Raw genomic sequence first — 16598 nt, forward strand, 5'->3', positions numbered from 1 at the left:
CGCCTCCTTGGTGGGTTTTAGGGCTATTGACCCGTCACACCCCCATCATACGAGGCGCTCCTGTTTTTTGTCCAAGGCCGTATCTTGGCGCCTACAGGAATGTTTACAGGTTCCAAGGCACCGATCCGGTCTACCTTGGGGCTCGTCGGAGCATACTTTGAAGTTGCTCATCGGTAATCAACAGCCGCGAGAAATGGCTTATCGGTCGATTTAAATGGTCATGTAAAATGTATCCAGTGAAATCACGGGTTATTTGCTGGATGAAAGCCCAAGTTTGTTAAATACATCGTGAATTCTGGCCGTTAAATGCAAATATGCATGTAACCGGCCTTTTGCGCGGGTTTACCTTCAAAGATACACGTAATGGCTCTCGTATCGCCTAATTATTGGAACATTCTGGTTTGTTAAGTGCAGAATGGCATGTAAAAGGTACGATCGAGTGTTTGCGTGGAATTTGCCTGCATTGTTACACTTAAGCCTGCTGCTTTTCGCGCCACTTGCTCGGCCGCTCGTTCCACCGCTTGTTCGCCACTCCTCCTGCCACTTGCCCTACCGCAAGCTCCGCGACTTATTCGCTGCTCGTTCCACCGCTTGTTCGCCACTCCTCCTGTTCCAGAGCAGCCCTCGCCCTAAAATGCGCCCCGCTTCAGCGGTCAATTGGACGGTTTTGTCCAATTGTGCAGGGTCGGCTTCGTTTATGATGAAGTCATTCCCAAGGAAGATGAGGAGTGACGGCGGATGTGTCGAATCAAAATGTTGAACCGGGTATCGCTCGACGGTTATTTTGCCGGGGCGGACGAGGCGAGTATGGGGATGGATTGGTTCATCCATGACCCGGAGGTAGACGCCGCAGCGCACACGATGGGCGGCAGGATGGAGATGCTGCTGCTGGGCGGCGAGACGTTCCGCTTGTTTGAACGGTATTGGACCCCGTTCCTCCAGGACCCGCATGCGCCCAAACATTTGAAAGCGACCGCGGAGGAATTGACAGCGATGACCAAGCTTGTTTTCTCCACAACGCTCCCATCGTCCGACTGGGCCAACACGCGCATCCATCGCGGCAACCTTCCGGAAACCGTCAGGGAATGGAAGCAGCGATTCCGCTCCGACATTCTCGTGCTGGGCAGCGGTTCGATTGTGCAGCAGCTGGCGTTGGAGAATTTGATCGACGAGTACATCTTCATTGTCACGCCGGTGGTGGTGGGCGGAGGAAAACGGTTGTTTCCGGACGGCACACGATTCGAGCTGCAGCTCAAGGCGGCGCAATCGTTCGACTCCGGCAATATCCTGCTGCATTATGAGCGAAAGAAGGGGAACTAGAGAAATCCGATTCCGCTTATGTCCGGACAATCGCCGATCGATACTAAGGCATCTGTGTACCCCGGACGATCTGCGAAAACCGCGGCAGCAGTGCGCTGCCGAAGCTTCCGGGGATATCCGGTCCATACGACTGCGTCTCCGCACCGCTGTTTCGCATGTGGTTATGTCAGAATAAGCCATGTTATATTGGCTATTGCATGAAAAAGCAACCCCCTTGAAGAAATAGCCAGTGATTTCACTGGCTATTCCCTGGAATAAAACAATTTGGGGGCCAATTGCTATGAATAGCCAGCGTTTTCGCTGGCTATTTTCGACGAAGCGACCCAAAAAGAGCGAATAAGCCATTTTTCATGGCCTATTCGCCTATTCGTCGTAAACCCCCATTGCAATCAGGCAACGGGGCTCCCCAACTACCCCTCCTTCACCTGCGTCAGCAGCAGCCGATCCAAATAAACGCCTGCCACGCTCGCCCGGTCCGCGATCGCGACGCGCACGAACAGCCCGTCGCGCAGCGAATGCGCGCCCAGCCCGTATGTGCGGTACACGCCCGCCTGCAGATGCTCCGCCAGGCCCGGCGTTTCCGCTACGATACAACCCGCGAGGATGTCGACCAACTGCACGCGGAAAACGATGCCGGACGCTAACGCAGTGTCGCAGCGGATATCGAGCCGGATATCCCACCGCCCCTCCGCCCGGTAATAATAGAAGCAAGCCAGGTTGTGCACGAACGCAAGCGCCCGGTCGTCCGCCACTTCGTCCGGCGCCAGTACCGCCGCCGTCCCCCGCGCCGACGCCGGGTCGTCCACGGTGCGGGTCGCCCTGTTCCGCTCGCGAAAGTGCACCCGCGCCGACGTCATTTGCGTAAACACGCTGCCGCTTACTTCCACGGCCGGCGCGCCATCCGCTCCGTCTAGCAGGCGGATGTGCCGTTTTTGCAAATAGTCCGTATACCCTTGCCCGAACCGCCAGCCTTCCACGTGGTAGTCGGCGAACCGTTCGGCCGCCCGCGCGGCAAACCGCTCCACCGTTCCCTCTTCGCTTGCGGCGGGACCGCGGAACGGCAGCCCCGACTGCCGCGCCAGCAGCCGCAGGCCGGCTTCGTCCTGCAGCCGGACGGCGTCGAACGCAATGCGGCAGTCGGCCGCTCGCGCCGCATACTTCGACTCGCCGCCAGCCGCCGCCTCCGCGGCATCGAGCCAATCCGCAGCGGCGTTCAAGTCGGCCGGATCGAGCCAACTGGCAGTCGTAATTTGCGGCAGCACCTTCTCATAGGCGTCATAATAGCTGGCAAGGTTGCGGAAGAAGCAGCCGTAGTACTGGCCGCTCTCCCGCATCCTCCCGTGGAGCATCTGCCACAAGGAGCGGATTGCCGGCGCGGCCGGTCCGTAGTAGCCGTCGATGAACGCGTCGATCAGCGCCTGTTCGTCCTGCTGCGGGTCCCACAGCAGCTTCGCGTACACCCACGCCTTCAGCTCGTGAAAATTGCCGCGCAGGTTGAACCCGTCGCCCTGCAGGAACACGCCGGTCACGCGGAACGCCGACAGCTGCCGCAGCAGCGCAGCGGTTCCGTAGGCGTACGGATGCGGGATGGCGAGATTGTGGGCATTGAGCGTGTAATGCCAGATGTACAGGTTGCTCGTTAGAGCCGCCCAACCGAGCAAATCGTCGTAGAAATGGCGGTTCGCCTCGTGATCGAGCGGATGGTTCATCGAGCATTCGATGCTGCACAGCCGGATCATGATATTCGGCCGCGGGCGAACCGTAACCGGCGGCTTGCGCGTCCATTGATAAGCCAGCGTTTCGACCACGGTGCCGGGATAATCGCGCTCGACCGCATCCGCCACCTCGTTCAGGAAGTGCAGCAGCAGGTCGGTCGGCGAGCCGAGCTCCCGAATCGCGGCGCTGCAGCGCTCGCAAGTGCAATGCTCGGGATAATCGTTCTGGCTGACCGAAACGCAGATCGTACCGGGATGGTTGCCCAGCCAACCGAGCGTATTGGCGATGAATTGCCGCCGCATCGCTTCGTTCGTCAGGCACAGCTGGTACACCTCGCGCCGGCCCGCCATCTCGCCGAACCATTCCGGATGCGCTGCGAAGTACGCCGAAGGCGGCATGATCTTCTCGAACGTGTGCGCCTCGCCGAGCAAGTCATAATGGCCGCCGAACCGGTCCGGCACAACGTTGAAGAACCCGCCCAGCTTGCCGGTCGCCGCGAACCGGCCTTCCTCCGGCACGATGCCGCGCGAGTCGCCGCCGTCCAGCTCCCGCAGCTCGTCGGCGGTCAGCCGGATCGCCCGGGAGAACACCTCGCGGATGCGAAACGGCGGCGCATACATCGTATCCGCAGGCTCCACCGCCAAGTCCGGCGCCGCGGGCACGTCGATGTCCGTCGGCGTCCACCAGCGAATCCCCGCGTACTGCTCGAGGAACGTATACACGGCATACATCGTTCCCCGCGGACGACCGCCGGCCAGGATCAGCTGCTCGCCCGCCGTACGAATGACGATCGTGTCGCTGTCCAGCGCATCCAGCGGCTCCTCCGGGAACAGGCGGCCATACAAGCCGCTGTGTCCCACGGCGATGCGCAGCCCGTCAGCCGCTGCCTCTTCTTCCCGCACCACCGGGAACGCCGCTCCCGTCGCCAGCCGCAGATAGCGGCCCAATTCGTCCGCCGCCGTCCGCTCCGGCTCCGTTGCGCCCTCGCTCACCGTAATGACATACCGCGAAACGCCCTGTTTGCTCAACTCCAGTCTCATGCCACCCATCCTACCGCTTCCTCTCCTCATTTTGCCACGCCGCAGCAACACACGAACACGCGCGCACGCCCCGATCATGCCATACGGCACCGGGGGAGGAAACGGTCGAATCTCAACTTTCGTCCACTTTTGCAAACTGGCGGTCAAATCGGACCATTCTTGCTTCTGTGCACCCGTCCAGTAAACAAATGTTGAAATAGTGCCATATGCAGCCGGACCGGGGCTGTGGAATGATGGAGGCACGACGGAAACGTCAGTCAGCCTATGGAGGATCGGGAATGAGAACGCTGCTGAACGAATGGAGGCACTTCCGCAAGCACCAGGAACTGTTCTGGCTTACGCTGCCGGGCATCGCGTACAAACTGATTTTTGCCTACCTGCCGATGTTCGGCATTATCGTCGCCTTCAAAAATTACCGCTTCGACAAAGGCATCCTCGGCAGCGACTGGGTCGGCTTCGCCAACTTCCGTTACTTCTTCGTCTCCGACATCGCCTGGCGGATTACGCGCAACACGGTGCTGTACGGCGTCAGCTATTTCGTCATCGGTACGGTGTGTGCGGTCGCGTTCGCCATCATGCTGAACGAAGTGAGAAGGCGCTGGATCAAGGTATATCAGACGTCGATGTTCCTGCCCTATTTTCTGTCGTGGGTGCTGGTCAGCTACATCGTGTACGCCTTCCTCGATCATGGCAACGGCCTGCTGAACCGGACGATCGCGCAATTCGGCGGGGAGGAAATCAAGTGGTACCAGGAAGCCGGCGTCTGGCCCTACATCCTGAACATCGTGCAGCTGTGGAAAGGGATCGGGTTCAGCACGCTCATCTATTATGCGGCGATCGTCGGCATCGACACGGAGTATTACGAGGCCGCCCGCATCGACGGGGCGAGCAAGCTGCAGATGGCGCGCCACATCACGGTGCCGCTGCTGACGCCGATGGTCGTCATTCTGATGATTATGGCGATCGGCAACCTGTTCCGCGGCGACTTCGGGCTTCATTATTTCATCCCGAACAACTCCGGCTTCACGTATCCGGCCACGGACATCATCGACACCTATGTCTACCGCGCCCTGCGCGACCTCGGCGACATCGGCATGTCCGCCGCCGTCGGGCTGTACCAGTCGGTCGTCGGCTTCGTGCTGATCATCGGGGCCAACTACGCCATTCGCAAAATCAACGCCGATCATTCGCTCTGGTGAGGTGAAACCATGTCTCGCACAATCAAGCGGCTGCAGCCGCACCAATTCGCCATCAACCTGTGGTTCGTCCTCGTCAGCCTGGCCATGATCGTGCCGTTCTGGCTCGTCGTCGCCGTATCGTTCACCAGCGAAAAGTCCGTGCTCGCGCACGGCTACCGGCTGCTGCCGGACCGGATCAGCCTGGACGCGTACCGCTATCTGTTCGCGTCCCCCGCCATCCTGCTGCACGCTTACGGCGTCACGATCCTGATTACCGCCATCGGCACCGCAGGCGGGCTGCTGCTGACGGCGATGACCGCCTACGGCATTTCGCGCCGGGATTACCGGTACAACCGCATCACCGTGTTTTACGTGTTTTTCACCATGCTGTTCAGCGGCGGTCTCGTGCCGTTCTACATGCTGATCACGCAGGTGCTGCACTTGAAGGACACGCTGCTTGCGCTGATTTTGCCGGGGCTGCTCAGCCCGTTCTACATCATGCTGCTGCGTTCGTTCCTGCTCAAGCTGCCGATGGAAATCGTCGAATCCGCCAAGATCGACGGCGCCCGCGAGTGGCGCATCTTCTTCACGATCGTGCTGCCGCTGGCAAAGCCGGCGCTGGCCACGCTGGCGCTGTTCATTTCCTTCGGCTACTGGAACGAATGGTTCAACGCGCTCCTGTTCATCGACGACCAGCGGCTCGTCCCGCTGCAGCTGCTGCTGGTGCGCATTCTGAACACCATCGAATATTTGACGTCCAATTCGCAGTTTACGAACGGGCTGAATATCGACATGTCGTCGTTTCCGAACCACGGAGCGCGAATGGCGCTGGCCGTATTGGCCGGCGGCCCGATGATCGTCGTTTTCCCGTTCTTCCAGAAATTTTTCGTCAGAGGCTTGACCGTAGGCTCGTTGAAAGGTTGACACCGGTTACAACCGTTGCGGAGAAATTGTATGATGGAGGTGAACCGCAAGTCGGCAGCCGCTCTCCGCAATCATGTGATAGCTCATTTATTATCAGGAGGGTCGTTCTCATGTACAAATGGTCATTCAAACAAGTGCTGTCGCTGCTGCTTGGCGCAAGCTTGCTCTTCCTCGCCGCCTGCAGCGGCAAAACGGCCGACGCGCCCAAGCCGTCGGCATCCCCATCGCCATCTGCCGGAGCGGCGTCGGCATCGCCGGCTTCCGCATCGCCTTCCGCCAAGCTCGATCCCGTCGAGCTGACCTGGTACTACGGCGTGTCCAAACAAGAGCCGGACCAGAAGCTCGTTCAGGACGAAGTGAACAAATATTTGCAAGCCAAGCTGAATACGACGATCAAGCTGATTCCCGTCGAATTCGGCAACTACGGGCAGAAGCTGAACACCGTCATCGCCGCCGGAGACACGTTCGACATCCTCTGGAACGGCTTCGCGTTCAACCACGAACAGAACATGCGCAAAGGCGCTTTCCTGGCGATTGACGAACTGCTGGACAAATACGCGCCGAACATCAAGAAGAACACGCCCCAGATCGTATGGGATTCGCTCAAGATCGAAGGCAAAACGTACGCGATTCCGAATATGCAGACGATGTCCGGCCAATACGGCGTGCTTGTGCAGAAGCGGCTGGCCGACAAATACAAGCTCGACCCGAGCAAAATCAAGAAGATGGGAGACCTCGAGCCGTTTCTGGAGCAAGTTAAGAATGGGGAGAAGGACATTATCCCTTACGGCAACTTCGGCAACCAGTATTACCCGATGAACGACATCTGGGGCATTCCGCCCGACGGCTTCGGCGTGAAGAAAGGCGACAGCAGTCACGCGCTCTTCCGCCACTTCAACGAAGAAGCTTACAAGCTGGCCAGCAGCTGGTACAAAAAAGGCTACATCTACAAAGACGCCGCCACGTCGAAATACAACGATTTTTACAGCAAGGGCTTGCTCGCCGTTATCGGCGTTACGACGCTCAAGCCGGGCGTGGAAGCCGAAGCCAAGCTGAACAACGGCGGCAACGACGTCATCGCCATCCCGCTTGCGCCGGTGACGACGCAGGGCTTCAGTCCGGATACGCTTCAATCGATCAGCCGCACGTCCAAGCACCCGGACCGCGCGATGATGGTGCTCGATCTGGTCAATTCCGATCCGTACCTGTACAATTTGCTGTGCAACGGCATCGAAGGCAAACATTACGACAAGCTGCCGGACGGCACGATCAAGCTGAAGGAAAACGGCGCCTACAAGCCGAATGTAGACTGGGTGTTCGGCAGCGTCTTCAACTCCTACGTCAAGGAGGGACAGCCGCTGACCATCTGGACGGAAACGAAGAAGCGCGACGAGACGGCGGAAGTGAACCCTTACGGCGCGTTCAAGTTCAATTCCGAACCGGTAAAAACGGAGATGGCCAACGAACAGGCCGTGCTGAACGAATACAAGATGGGGCTGGCCACCGGCACGCTCGATTTCGAAACGACGTGGCCGAAAGTGTACGAGCGGTTGCAGAAAGCCGGTGAAGACAAAATTTTTGCCGAGGTGCAGAAGCAGTTCGACCAGTTCCTCAAAGATAAAGGGATGAAGAAATAGCCGCTTGGCGTGGCTTGGAAGACGGCCGTATTCGCGGGGCATGCGCCCCGGCGATGCGGCCTTACGTCGCCGACGGCAGCCGAACCAGCAAGGGAGGATTGTGATGAAAGCCGTCGGCGTCTACAAATCGCGCAAGTTCCTGTTTCGCATGCTGCTGTCGTTTTCCTTGCTGATCGTCGTCTGCCTGCTCGTCTTCTCCGGTGTGCTGTACACCTATTTCGAGCGCGACCAGCTGCGCATCCAGTACCAGGCCAACGAGAAGGTGCTGGCGCAGGTCGATCAGAACATGAATTACCTGGAGCAAATGATCCGCGACGTTGCCGTGTCCGTCTTTTTCGACGACGATTTGTACGCGCTCCGCTACGGGGAGCTGCCGGAAGACATCGTGACCAAGATCCATCAACTGAACAAATTTTACACCAACTCCTCCTTTCTCCACTCCATCGTGTTCTACAACCCGCGGATGGACCGATTTTATGCCAATACGACCGGCTCCGCGGAAATCGACAACGAAAATTTGTTCGCGAAGCTGCGCAATTATACCGACTTCAAGGCCGATATCGTCAAAATGAAGCTGACCCCTGTCTATTTCGACAATGCCAGGGGCAATGACGGAGCGACGCCGCTCTTCTTCACGTACGTCATGCACGACTCGCTCGACCGGTACAAGCGCGGCGACAGCATGCTGTTCGTCAACGTGAAGCCGGAGTGGATTCTGAACAACGTCCGGACCTCCGACAGCCGCGATTACAAAGTGTTCGTCATGAACGACGACGGGGCCGTCATCATGAAGGACGCCGATGCCGACGATCAGATGGCGCTGGCGCAAAAAGTTTCCGCCAAGCTGTCCGGCGGCAGTCCCGGCGGCGGCTACAGCGTCGAATCGTTTGCCGGCGACCGGTATGTCGTTACGTCCAAAAAAGTCGCCAGCCTCGGCTGGAAAGTCGTGATCGTCCAGCCGCTGCGGAACATTCTCCTGACCGACGACCATCTGAAATGGGTCATCGTCGCCGTCACCGCTACCTTCGCGCTGCTCGCCGTTACGTTGTCCGTGGCCATTTCGCGGCTGCTGTACAAACCGATCGGGGCGCTCACGCGGCAGATCAAGTTCCCGCAGGATATGCCGGAAGGGCATTGGCGGCAGCCGCAGGACGAGCTCGGCTACATTTCCTCGTACCAGCAATTTTTGACCGACCGGCTGACGGTGCTCGCGCAGGACCGCCAGGACAATAAAGCGATGACGCGAAACTACGTCGTCCGCCGTCTGCTGGTCGACAGCGGTTCGCTGAGCGAGGAAGAGCTCGCCCAGACGGCGGCGGCGCTGCAGCTTGACTTGTCCGGCGCCTTCCGCGTCATTCTGCTGCGCATCGACGACCTGCACCGGTTCAAGGAATCGCACAGCCAGGGCGAGCAGAAGCTGATCGCTTTTGCGCTGCTGAACATCGCGCAGGACGTGCTTTCGCAGCAATACGCATGCGAAACGATCGACATGCGCGACGACCTGCTGGCCGTGCTGGTCGCTTGTCCGGCTGCGAGTGCGTCTTCGCCGCAAGCGAATGCAGCGGGCGAAGAGCGCGAAACGGCTGCGCTGATGCGGGAAGTCGCCCGCGTGGCGCAGCAGTATTACCAGGTCTCGTTCACCACCGCTATCAGCGGTGCCGCGCTGCGGTACGAGGCGATCACCGCCAGCTACAACGAAGCGCTGCAGCTGTTGCTGTACCGCTTCGTTCACGGCAGGGGCGCTTGCCTGACGCCGGCGGTCCTCGCGGAGATTCGCCCGACGCTGCCCTCCATTGCGGAGCACGAAAAGCGCATCCTTGACGCGCTGCGGCTCGGCGATGCCGCGGGCTTTGCGGAAGCGATGCGCGGCTACCGGCTTTATTTGGCGGACTATGCCTACGAACCGATCGTTTCGTCGGTTATGCACCTTATCCTGGCGCTCAACCAGGCTTGCAAGGAAATCAACTACAACCTGCTCCATCCGGTTGACGTTGCTTTCCTGTCGCCGGGCCTGCTCGAGCAGGAAACGCTGGACGACGCGTTCGAGGCGATCGCGGCCGTCGGCGAAACGTTCTTCGAGCAGCGCGATCAGGCGCGTTCGGACCGCAACGAAACGATCGTCTACAGCATCAAGGAAATTATCGGGCGGCACTATGCGGACCCGAATCTGAACGTGCAGCACATCGCCGCCATGCTGAAGATGTCCGCCGTGTACATCGGCAAAGTGTTCAAGACGGCCGAATTCATCTCGATCGTCGATTACATCAACGACGTGCGGCTCGTCAAGGCGCAGGAGCTGCTCCTGGGCAAAAATTTGACGGTCGCCGAAATTATGGAACGGGTCGGCTACAGCAACCATAGCTACTTCTTCCGGCTGTTCAAGAAGAAATACGGCACGACGCCCAAGGAATTCCGGATGACCGCCAGCATCCAGCATCACAAGAGCGGGCCGGGCTAGAGGGGGCTGGCTTTCCTGTGGCAGGCGGCGCGCTTTGGGCCAGCGCAGCGGCTGCCTCTCCGACTGCCGGCGCTCCCACGCAGCAATAGCTGCTTCTCCTCCTGTCGACGCGTCCCGCACCAGTGGCTGCTGCCCCTCTCGTCCCCTCGCCTCGCAACAGTAATTGCCTCTCCTCCCGTCGTCGCATTCCAGCACCAGTAATTACTTTTCCATCAGTCGGCGCTCCCACGCTACTGTAACTGCCTCTCCTCCCGTCCCCGCGCCTCGCACCAGTAGCTGTCTAATCTTTAAAGCAAAAATACATTTAAATGATCTCATTTTTGTTTTTTTTCATGTTTAAACGCATTTTTACATTAAGATCAAGCGAAAAATTCAAAATAGGGGTTAGTCTCAGAAGATGAAGTGTATTTGTACACTTAAACGTTCGCAGACAGTCGGTTCGGCCATTTTTAAGTGCAAAAGTGCATTTAGCCGACAGTGGGGTCGTGAATCGCAGCAACAGCACGGCGAACTCATCTGCGCGAAAGCGTGACGGAAATGGAATACGGTCGAGTGGAGGCCCGGCGGCGGGTACCGCCGACCGGGCGGGAGGGAGCAGAGCCGCCCACAGGGGCGGCTACAACAGTTCCCTGCTCACGAGCGAGGCCGCAACTTAGAAATAAGCCATGTTTTGTTGGCTATTTCGTCAATAATGGCATCCAACAACAAAATAGCCAGTGAAATCGCTGGCTATTTCGGAGAAAAGTTCTATATTAGCGTAGTTTGGCCCCAATAGCCAGTGTTTTCACTGGCTATTTTCGATGGAACGGCCCGCAAAGGGCAAATAGGCCATTTTTCATGGCCTATTTCGCCTGCGTCGGCGCAACCTCAGCGCGAGCCGCCCGCGGAAGCGGCGGCCGCGGCTCCCGGCGACCCGCTGCGCTGCCGCAGCAGCAAGGTCAACGGCAGCGTCAACGCCACCAGCACAGTGCCGATGACGAAGATGTCGTGGATGCCGAGCGACAGCGGCGTCGCATGGCTGGTCGGCGCCGGCGCATGCTTCGCGTGGTCGGCCGTCCGCGAGGTGAGCAGCGTGCTGAAGATGCTGACCGACAGCGCCGCCGTTCCCTGGCGGATCCAGTTCAGCAGCGCCGACGCCTGGCCGGACAGCTGGCTCGGAACGGCCTTCATCGCCGTGTTGGTTACCGGCATGTTGCTGAGCGCGACGCCAATGTAGCGAACCGCGATCCAGACGACGATGAACGTCGTGCTCGACACCAGGTTCAGCCGGCTGAGCATCCAGGTCGACGCGCACAGCAGCACGACGCCCGCCAGCACGAGGCGGAACGGCCCCAGCTTGTCATACAGCTTGCCGACGACCGGGGCCAGCAGCGCCATCGCAATCGTGCCGGGCAGCATCACAAGCGCGGTATGCAGCGAAGACGACATCAGCACATTCTGCATATAGACCGGAACGAGGAACGTGCCGGCATACAGCGAAATCGTAATCGTGCAATTGACGATCAGTCCGTAAGTGAAGCGCGACGTAGCGAACAAGCGCAGGTTGAGCAGCGGGTTGCTCACGCGCAGCGTGCGCAGCACGAAGTAAACGACAACAAGCACGCCGACCGCAGTCAGCGACAGCGTTTCCCACGAGGTCCAGCCCCAGTTGCTGCTTTCGCTGAACGCCGTCAGCAAGGACGCGGTGCCGACGATGACGGCGAGCAGGCCCGGAACGTCGAGCGTCAGTCCTTTGCCCAGCCGGTAGAACGGGATGTAGCGCAGCGCCACCGCAACGGCGATGACGCCGATCGGGACGCCCAGCGCAAACAGCGACTCCCAGCCGAAATATTCCGTCAGCCAGCCGCCGATCGTCGGCCCGAAAGCCGGCGCCAGCATCGCCGACACGCTCCACAGCGAGACGCCGAACGATTGCCGTTCCTTCGGAATGACCTGGTAGATGATCGTCAGTGTCGTCGGCATGATAATACCGCTGAACAAACCTTGCAGAATCCGGAACGCGATCAGCGATTCGATGTTCCAGGCCAGCATGCACAGGGCGGAAACGACGGTAAAACCGGCAAGCGCCCATACGTACAGCCGTTTGTAGCTGATCCGGTCGCCGATGAAGCCGATCACCGGCGCAATGACGCCCATGGACAGCATGAAGCCGGACATCATCCACTGCACTGTCGCTATATCGGCATGAAAATCGTCCATGAACACCGGCAAGGCGACGTTGATCGTCGTCGAGCTCAGAATCGCCATGAAATTGCCGAAGAAGACGGCAAACATCACATGCCAGAACGGAGCCGTCGCCGTGTCTTTCTCCATCGGTCTTCCCCCGTTCTACTCCGCGTATTTCCGCTTCGCTTCCTCCACCCGCTGCAGCAACTGCCGCAGCTCCGTCTGGAAGGCGGCCATACGGTTCATTTTCGCATCGATCATGCCTATTTCCGTATGCAGCAGCTTCTCCATCTCATCCAGGTTGCGGCTGCGTACCGCGCGGTCCTCCGACGATTTGGCCGCCGTGCGCAGCTCGTTCAGCTGCCCGTTCATCCGCAGAAACTCCTGCAGGTCCTGCAGCGAGTAGCCCAGCACTTCCTTGGCGAGCACGATGTTCTTCAGTTTGGTAATGTCCGCTTCCGTATAGATGCGGATGCCGCCCTCCGTCCGGTCCGGGTTGTCTATCAGCCCGATCTCCTCGTAATAGCGGATCGTGCGCTTCGTCAAGCCGGTTTGTGCGGCGGCCTCTTCAATTTTGTATCCGTTCAACCGATATCCTCCTTCGGCAAGCAAGCGTCAACTTCATTCTGCAGCATGGAAAATGGTAACACTCATTTACGTTAACGTCAACGGATAGATAATTGGGGGTTGTCTTCGCCGTCTTGGCCGTCCGCGCAAAAGAATGCTAAAATCAGGGAAGACTACGGTTACGAAAGGAGCTGTCGGCCGATGAGTTACGCCGATTATTTTGCCGCCCGCCGCGAGGAGCAGTTGGGCGAGCTTAAGGAATGGCTGGCCATTCCGAGCATCTCGGCGCTGTCCGCGCACAAGCCGGATATCGCCGCCGCCGCCCGCTGGCTGGCCGATTCGCTGACGCGCGCCGGCATGGAGCACGTGGCGATTCGCGAAACGAACGGGAACCCGATCGTGTACGCCGATCACCTGCACGCGCCAGGCAAGCCAACGTTGCTGATTTACGGCCACTACGACGTGCAGCCGGTCGACCCGCTGCACCTGTGGTCGTCGCCGCCGTTCGAGCCGGCCGTGCGCGACGGCAAGCTGTACGCGCGCGGCGCGACCGACGACAAGGGACAGCTGTTCCTTCACGTCAAAGCCGTGGAAGCGCTGCTGCAGGAAGACCGCCGACTGCCGGTCAATATCAAGTTCTGCATCGAAGGCGAAGAAGAAATTTCCGGCAAAAGCTTGCCCGAATTCCTCGTCGCGAATCAAGAGCTGCTCGCCGCGGACGCGGTCGTTATTTCGGATTCGTCGCTGCTGGAGAAAGGCAAACCGTCGATCTGCACCGGGCTGCGCGGGCTCTGCTCGCTGGAGGTAACCGTTGCGACGGCGAAGACCGACCTGCACTCCGGCCTGTACGGCGGCGCTGTGCCGAACTCGCTGCACGCGCTTGTGGAGCTGCTCGCTTCGCTTCACGACGAACAAGGCCGCGTGGCGGTGGAAGGCTTTTACGAAGGCGTGCCCGAACTATCGGAACTGGAGAAAGCCGATCTTGCCAGCTATAATCCGGACGAGCGCCAGCTCGCCGCCGATCTTGGGCTGGACGCGCTGTACGGCGAAGCCGGCTTCTCGTTCACCGAGCGCACCGGCGCCCGGCCGACGCTGGAGTTGAACGGCGTCTATGGCGGGTTCCAGGGGGAAGGCACGAAGACCGTCATTCCAAAGGAAGCGCACGCCAAAATCACGTGCCGCCTGGTCGGCACGCAAGACCCGCAGAAAACGCTGGACCGGGTCGAGGCGCACTTGCGGAAGCACTTGCCGACGGGAGCGAAGCTGACCGTCAAGCAAGGCGAGCGGGCGCTCGCATTCAGCTGCGACCCGACGCATCCGCTGCTTCAGTTGGCCGCGGACGCTTATGCGGACGTCTACGGCACGCGCGCCGTTTTCACCAAGGACGGCGGCTCGATCCCCGTCGTGGCGACGTTCGCCAGCGTGCTTGCCGCTCCCGTCGTGATGATGGGCTTCGGCCTGCCGGACGAAAACCTGCACGCCCCGGACGAGCACCTGAACCTGGACAATTTTGACAAGGGGTTGCTGACGATCGTCCGCTACTTGCAGAAGGCCGGGCAAGGCGCCTGAACCGCCGGCAACACGATAATGCAAAAAGCTGCCTCCGGCCCTTGATTGGGTCTGCGGGGCAGCTTTTTGCCGTACGGCTGAGCGGAATTATTGCTGCAGGAACTCTTCCAGACGATCCCACGTTTCGGTGATGCCTTGCTCCATGCCCATTGCGACCACTTGGCGCAGCGCTTCTTCCGACTCGTAAGCGGCCTTGCTCACGAGCTTCGTTTTGCCTTCGAACGGCAAGAACTCCATGACGATATCCGACGAGGGCATTCCTTCCGCTTCATTGCCTTCCGCATCCGAGAAATAGTCGACATAGGCGATTTTCTCCCCGTGAACGATTTCTCCATAGATGGCTTTCCCCCACGATTCCATACCGAAGAAGTCGCCCTGATTCTCGTCGACGCACTTCATGCAATAATGCCACACGCCGCCCGGGCGAAAATCGATGTTGCACACCGGCAGCGTCCAGCCGCGCGGTCCCCACCAGTGTTTCAGGTGCTCCGCATCGGAGAATGCCCGGAACACCAGCTCCGGCGGGGCATTGAACACACGCTCCAGCACCAGCACGTTGCCTTCCACTTTCGTCACCATTTTGTTCGTCATCGTCCTCATCCTCTCAAATGTTAAGTTTCCGTTTGTCGCGGATTTTTGCGCAAGCGCTGCAAATAGCTTTCCAAAGCAGTGAAGCGTTCATCCCATACGCCCCGGTACGATTCCAGCCATTCGTCCAGCCGTTGAAACGGCTCCAGCCGGAGCTTGTAATGGCGGCGGTTGCGGGCGGCCTGCACTTCGACCAGGCCCGAATCGAGCAGCACCCGAAGGTGTTTCGACGCTTGAGGCTGCCTGAGCCCAAGCTGTTCCGCGATCTCTCCTACCGTGAGCGGTCCGTCGCGCAGCAGTTCGACAATGCGCAGCCGGTTCGGCTCCGATAAAGCGCTGAAGGTGGAGATGTCCATTGGCGTTTGCTCCTTTGACCACCCCGTTTGATCGTCATTCTTCGTTTCATGATTGAAGTATACCACAACGGGAATATTCCTGTAAAGGAATATTTACATCGTTCCGATCCTACTTTCTTCCGAGCCGCGGTTTCCTTTACAATGAAGCTGTTGCAATCGACTTTTTCGGGAGGTGCACTTGTTTGGATCTGCATGGCAAAATAGCGCTTGTCACCGGCGGCGGCACCGGCATCGGCCGGGCGACCTCGCTGGCGCTGGCCAAGCGGGGCGCCGTCGTGGCGGTGAACTACTCCCGCTCCAGGGAAGACGCGGAAGAAACGGTTCGGCTGATCGCAAACGATGGCGGACGGGCGATCGCGATCCAGGCGGACGTATCGCAGGACGAGCAAGTCAGACGGATGGCGGAAGCCGTTGCCGGCCATTTCGGCGCCATCCATCTGCTGGTGAACAACGCCAGCACGACGCGGCACATCCCGCTTGACGATCTGGAAGCGGCGACGGATGACGTGTGGGATGAGTTGTTCGACGTGAACGTGAAAGGGATGTTCCACTGCGCCCGCGCCGTGGCTCCCTTCATGAAGGAGAGCCGGCAAGGCGCGATCGTCAACATCGGCAGCATCGCCGGGCAAACGGGCCTTGGCTCGTCCCTGCCGTACGCGGTATCCAAATCGGCCGTACACGGGCTGACCTTGTCGCTCGCCCGGGCGCTGGCGCCGCACATCCGGGTCAACGCCGTACTGCCCGGAGCGGTGGCGACCCGCTGGTGGGCCGGCCGCGAAGAGCAAATGAACAGGCTGGTTCCCCGTCTCCTGCTGAAGCAGATCGCCACGCCGGACGATATCGCCCAGCTCATCTGCGCCGCGCTGGAGCAGGAAGCGATGACGGGGCAGCTGATCACAGTGGACAGCGGGCAAACGATGTAGTCCGCGCCGGCCAACCATCGCGCGCGTCAAGAGCCGCCGGGCGAATCGCCCGGTGGCCTTCCCCTTGCGGCAAATAAGCCATGTTTTATTGGCTATCTCCTTAAAAAAGGCCCTCGGCCACGGAATAGCCAGTGATTTCGCTGGCTATTCGGACGG

12 protein-coding genes are annotated in these 16598 nt (G+C 59.5%); 7 read left to right on the top strand and 5 right to left on the bottom strand.

Annotated features, from left to right (window positions below):
- The first annotated feature begins 738 nt into the window (after positions 1–738).
- Complete coding sequence (locus tag EXY20_RS37950; protein ID WP_135557654.1) at positions 739–1320, top strand: dihydrofolate reductase family protein; 582 nt, start codon at positions 739–741, stop codon at positions 1318–1320.
- Between the two features lie 410 nt (positions 1321–1730).
- Here the strand turns inward: EXY20_RS37950 and EXY20_RS37955 are convergent, their stop codons facing one another.
- The gene (locus tag EXY20_RS37955) at positions 1731–4076 is read right to left on the bottom strand and encodes a DUF4838 domain-containing protein (protein ID WP_135557655.1); all 2346 of its coding nucleotides are present in this window, start codon (positions 4074–4076) and stop codon (positions 1731–1733) included.
- A gap of 278 nt (positions 4077–4354) precedes the next feature.
- Between EXY20_RS37955 and EXY20_RS37960 the strand changes: the two genes are divergently transcribed.
- The 4 genes from EXY20_RS37960 (at position 4355) to EXY20_RS37975 (ending at position 10273) form a co-directional block, all read left to right on the top strand.
- Positions 4355–5275 carry an ABC transporter permease gene (locus EXY20_RS37960; protein WP_135557656.1) on the top strand — a complete coding sequence of 307 codons (921 nt, stop codon included), beginning with the start codon at positions 4355–4357 and terminating at the stop codon, positions 5273–5275.
- A gap of 9 nt (positions 5276–5284) precedes the next feature.
- Positions 5285–6178 (top strand): carbohydrate ABC transporter permease, encoded by an 894-nt coding sequence (locus EXY20_RS37965; RefSeq protein WP_135557657.1) that lies wholly within the window; start codon positions 5285–5287, stop codon positions 6176–6178.
- A gap of 110 nt (positions 6179–6288) precedes the next feature.
- The gene (locus EXY20_RS37970; RefSeq protein ID WP_135557658.1) at positions 6289–7815 is read left to right on the top strand and encodes an ABC transporter substrate-binding protein; all 1527 of its coding nucleotides are present in this window, start codon (positions 6289–6291) and stop codon (positions 7813–7815) included.
- Between the two features lie 103 nt (positions 7816–7918).
- Entirely contained in the window at positions 7919–10273 is a 2355-nt protein-coding gene (locus EXY20_RS37975; protein WP_167859804.1) for a helix-turn-helix domain-containing protein, read from the top strand.
- An 867-nt stretch (positions 10274–11140) separates the two neighbouring features.
- On the opposite strand, the gene EXY20_RS37980 is transcribed toward EXY20_RS37975, so the two are convergent.
- Together EXY20_RS37980 and EXY20_RS37985 are read right to left on the bottom strand one after the other, a co-directional pair.
- A complete protein-coding gene (locus EXY20_RS37980) occupies positions 11141–12586 on the bottom strand; it encodes an MDR family MFS transporter (protein WP_135557660.1) in 1446 nt (481 codons plus the stop codon).
- A 15-nt stretch (positions 12587–12601) separates the two neighbouring features.
- Positions 12602–13027, bottom strand: coding sequence for a MerR family transcriptional regulator (locus EXY20_RS37985; RefSeq protein WP_135557661.1), 426 nt, complete (start codon positions 13025–13027; stop codon positions 12602–12604).
- 180 nt (positions 13028–13207) lie between these two features.
- Here EXY20_RS37985 and EXY20_RS37990 point away from each other — a divergent pair, with 180 nt between their 5' ends.
- Positions 13208–14575 carry a dipeptidase gene (locus EXY20_RS37990; protein WP_135557662.1) on the top strand — a complete coding sequence of 456 codons (1368 nt, stop codon included), beginning with the start codon at positions 13208–13210 and terminating at the stop codon, positions 14573–14575.
- An 87-nt stretch (positions 14576–14662) separates the two neighbouring features.
- Here EXY20_RS37990 and EXY20_RS37995 read toward each other — a convergent pair whose 3' ends face one another.
- On the bottom strand, positions 14663–15166 hold the full coding sequence (locus EXY20_RS37995) for an SRPBCC domain-containing protein (protein ID WP_135557663.1): 504 nt from the start codon (positions 15164–15166) through the stop codon (positions 14663–14665).
- 20 nt (positions 15167–15186) lie between these two features.
- The gene (locus tag EXY20_RS38000) at positions 15187–15519 is read right to left on the bottom strand and encodes an ArsR/SmtB family transcription factor (protein ID WP_135557664.1); all 333 of its coding nucleotides are present in this window, start codon (positions 15517–15519) and stop codon (positions 15187–15189) included.
- Between the two features lie 182 nt (positions 15520–15701).
- Here EXY20_RS38000 and EXY20_RS38005 point away from each other — a divergent pair, with 182 nt between their 5' ends.
- Positions 15702–16442 carry an SDR family NAD(P)-dependent oxidoreductase gene (locus tag EXY20_RS38005; protein WP_135557665.1) on the top strand — a complete coding sequence of 247 codons (741 nt, stop codon included), beginning with the start codon at positions 15702–15704 and terminating at the stop codon, positions 16440–16442.
- Positions 16443–16598: the final 156 nt, after the last annotated feature.

This window comes from Paenibacillus cymbidii, assembly GCF_004764705.1.
GTDB lineage: Bacteria > Bacillota > Bacilli > Paenibacillales > NBRC-103111 > Paenibacillus_AN > Paenibacillus_AN cymbidii.

Bases quoted from the DNA above. Each gene is read 5' to 3' on its own strand.
- EXY20_RS37950 (WP_135557654.1), top strand. From the start codon at position 739: ATGTGTCGAATCAAAATGTTGAACCGGGTATCGCTCGACGGTTATTTT.
- EXY20_RS37955 (WP_135557655.1), bottom strand. From the start codon at position 4,076: ATGAGACTGGAGTTGAGCAAACAGGGCGTTTCGCGGTATGTCATTACG.
- EXY20_RS37960 (WP_135557656.1), top strand. From the start codon at position 4,355: ATGAGAACGCTGCTGAACGAATGGAGGCACTTCCGCAAGCACCAGGAA.
- EXY20_RS37965 (WP_135557657.1), top strand. From the start codon at position 5,285: ATGTCTCGCACAATCAAGCGGCTGCAGCCGCACCAATTCGCCATCAAC.
- EXY20_RS37970 (WP_135557658.1), top strand. From the start codon at position 6,289: ATGTACAAATGGTCATTCAAACAAGTGCTGTCGCTGCTGCTTGGCGCA.
- EXY20_RS37975 (WP_167859804.1), top strand. From the start codon at position 7,919: ATGAAAGCCGTCGGCGTCTACAAATCGCGCAAGTTCCTGTTTCGCATG.
- EXY20_RS37980 (WP_135557660.1), bottom strand. From the start codon at position 12,586: ATGGAGAAAGACACGGCGACGGCTCCGTTCTGGCATGTGATGTTTGCC.
- EXY20_RS37990 (WP_135557662.1), top strand. From the start codon at position 13,208: ATGAGTTACGCCGATTATTTTGCCGCCCGCCGCGAGGAGCAGTTGGGC.
- EXY20_RS37995 (WP_135557663.1), bottom strand. From the start codon at position 15,166: ATGACGAACAAAATGGTGACGAAAGTGGAAGGCAACGTGCTGGTGCTG.
- EXY20_RS38000 (WP_135557664.1), bottom strand. From the start codon at position 15,519: ATGGACATCTCCACCTTCAGCGCTTTATCGGAGCCGAACCGGCTGCGC.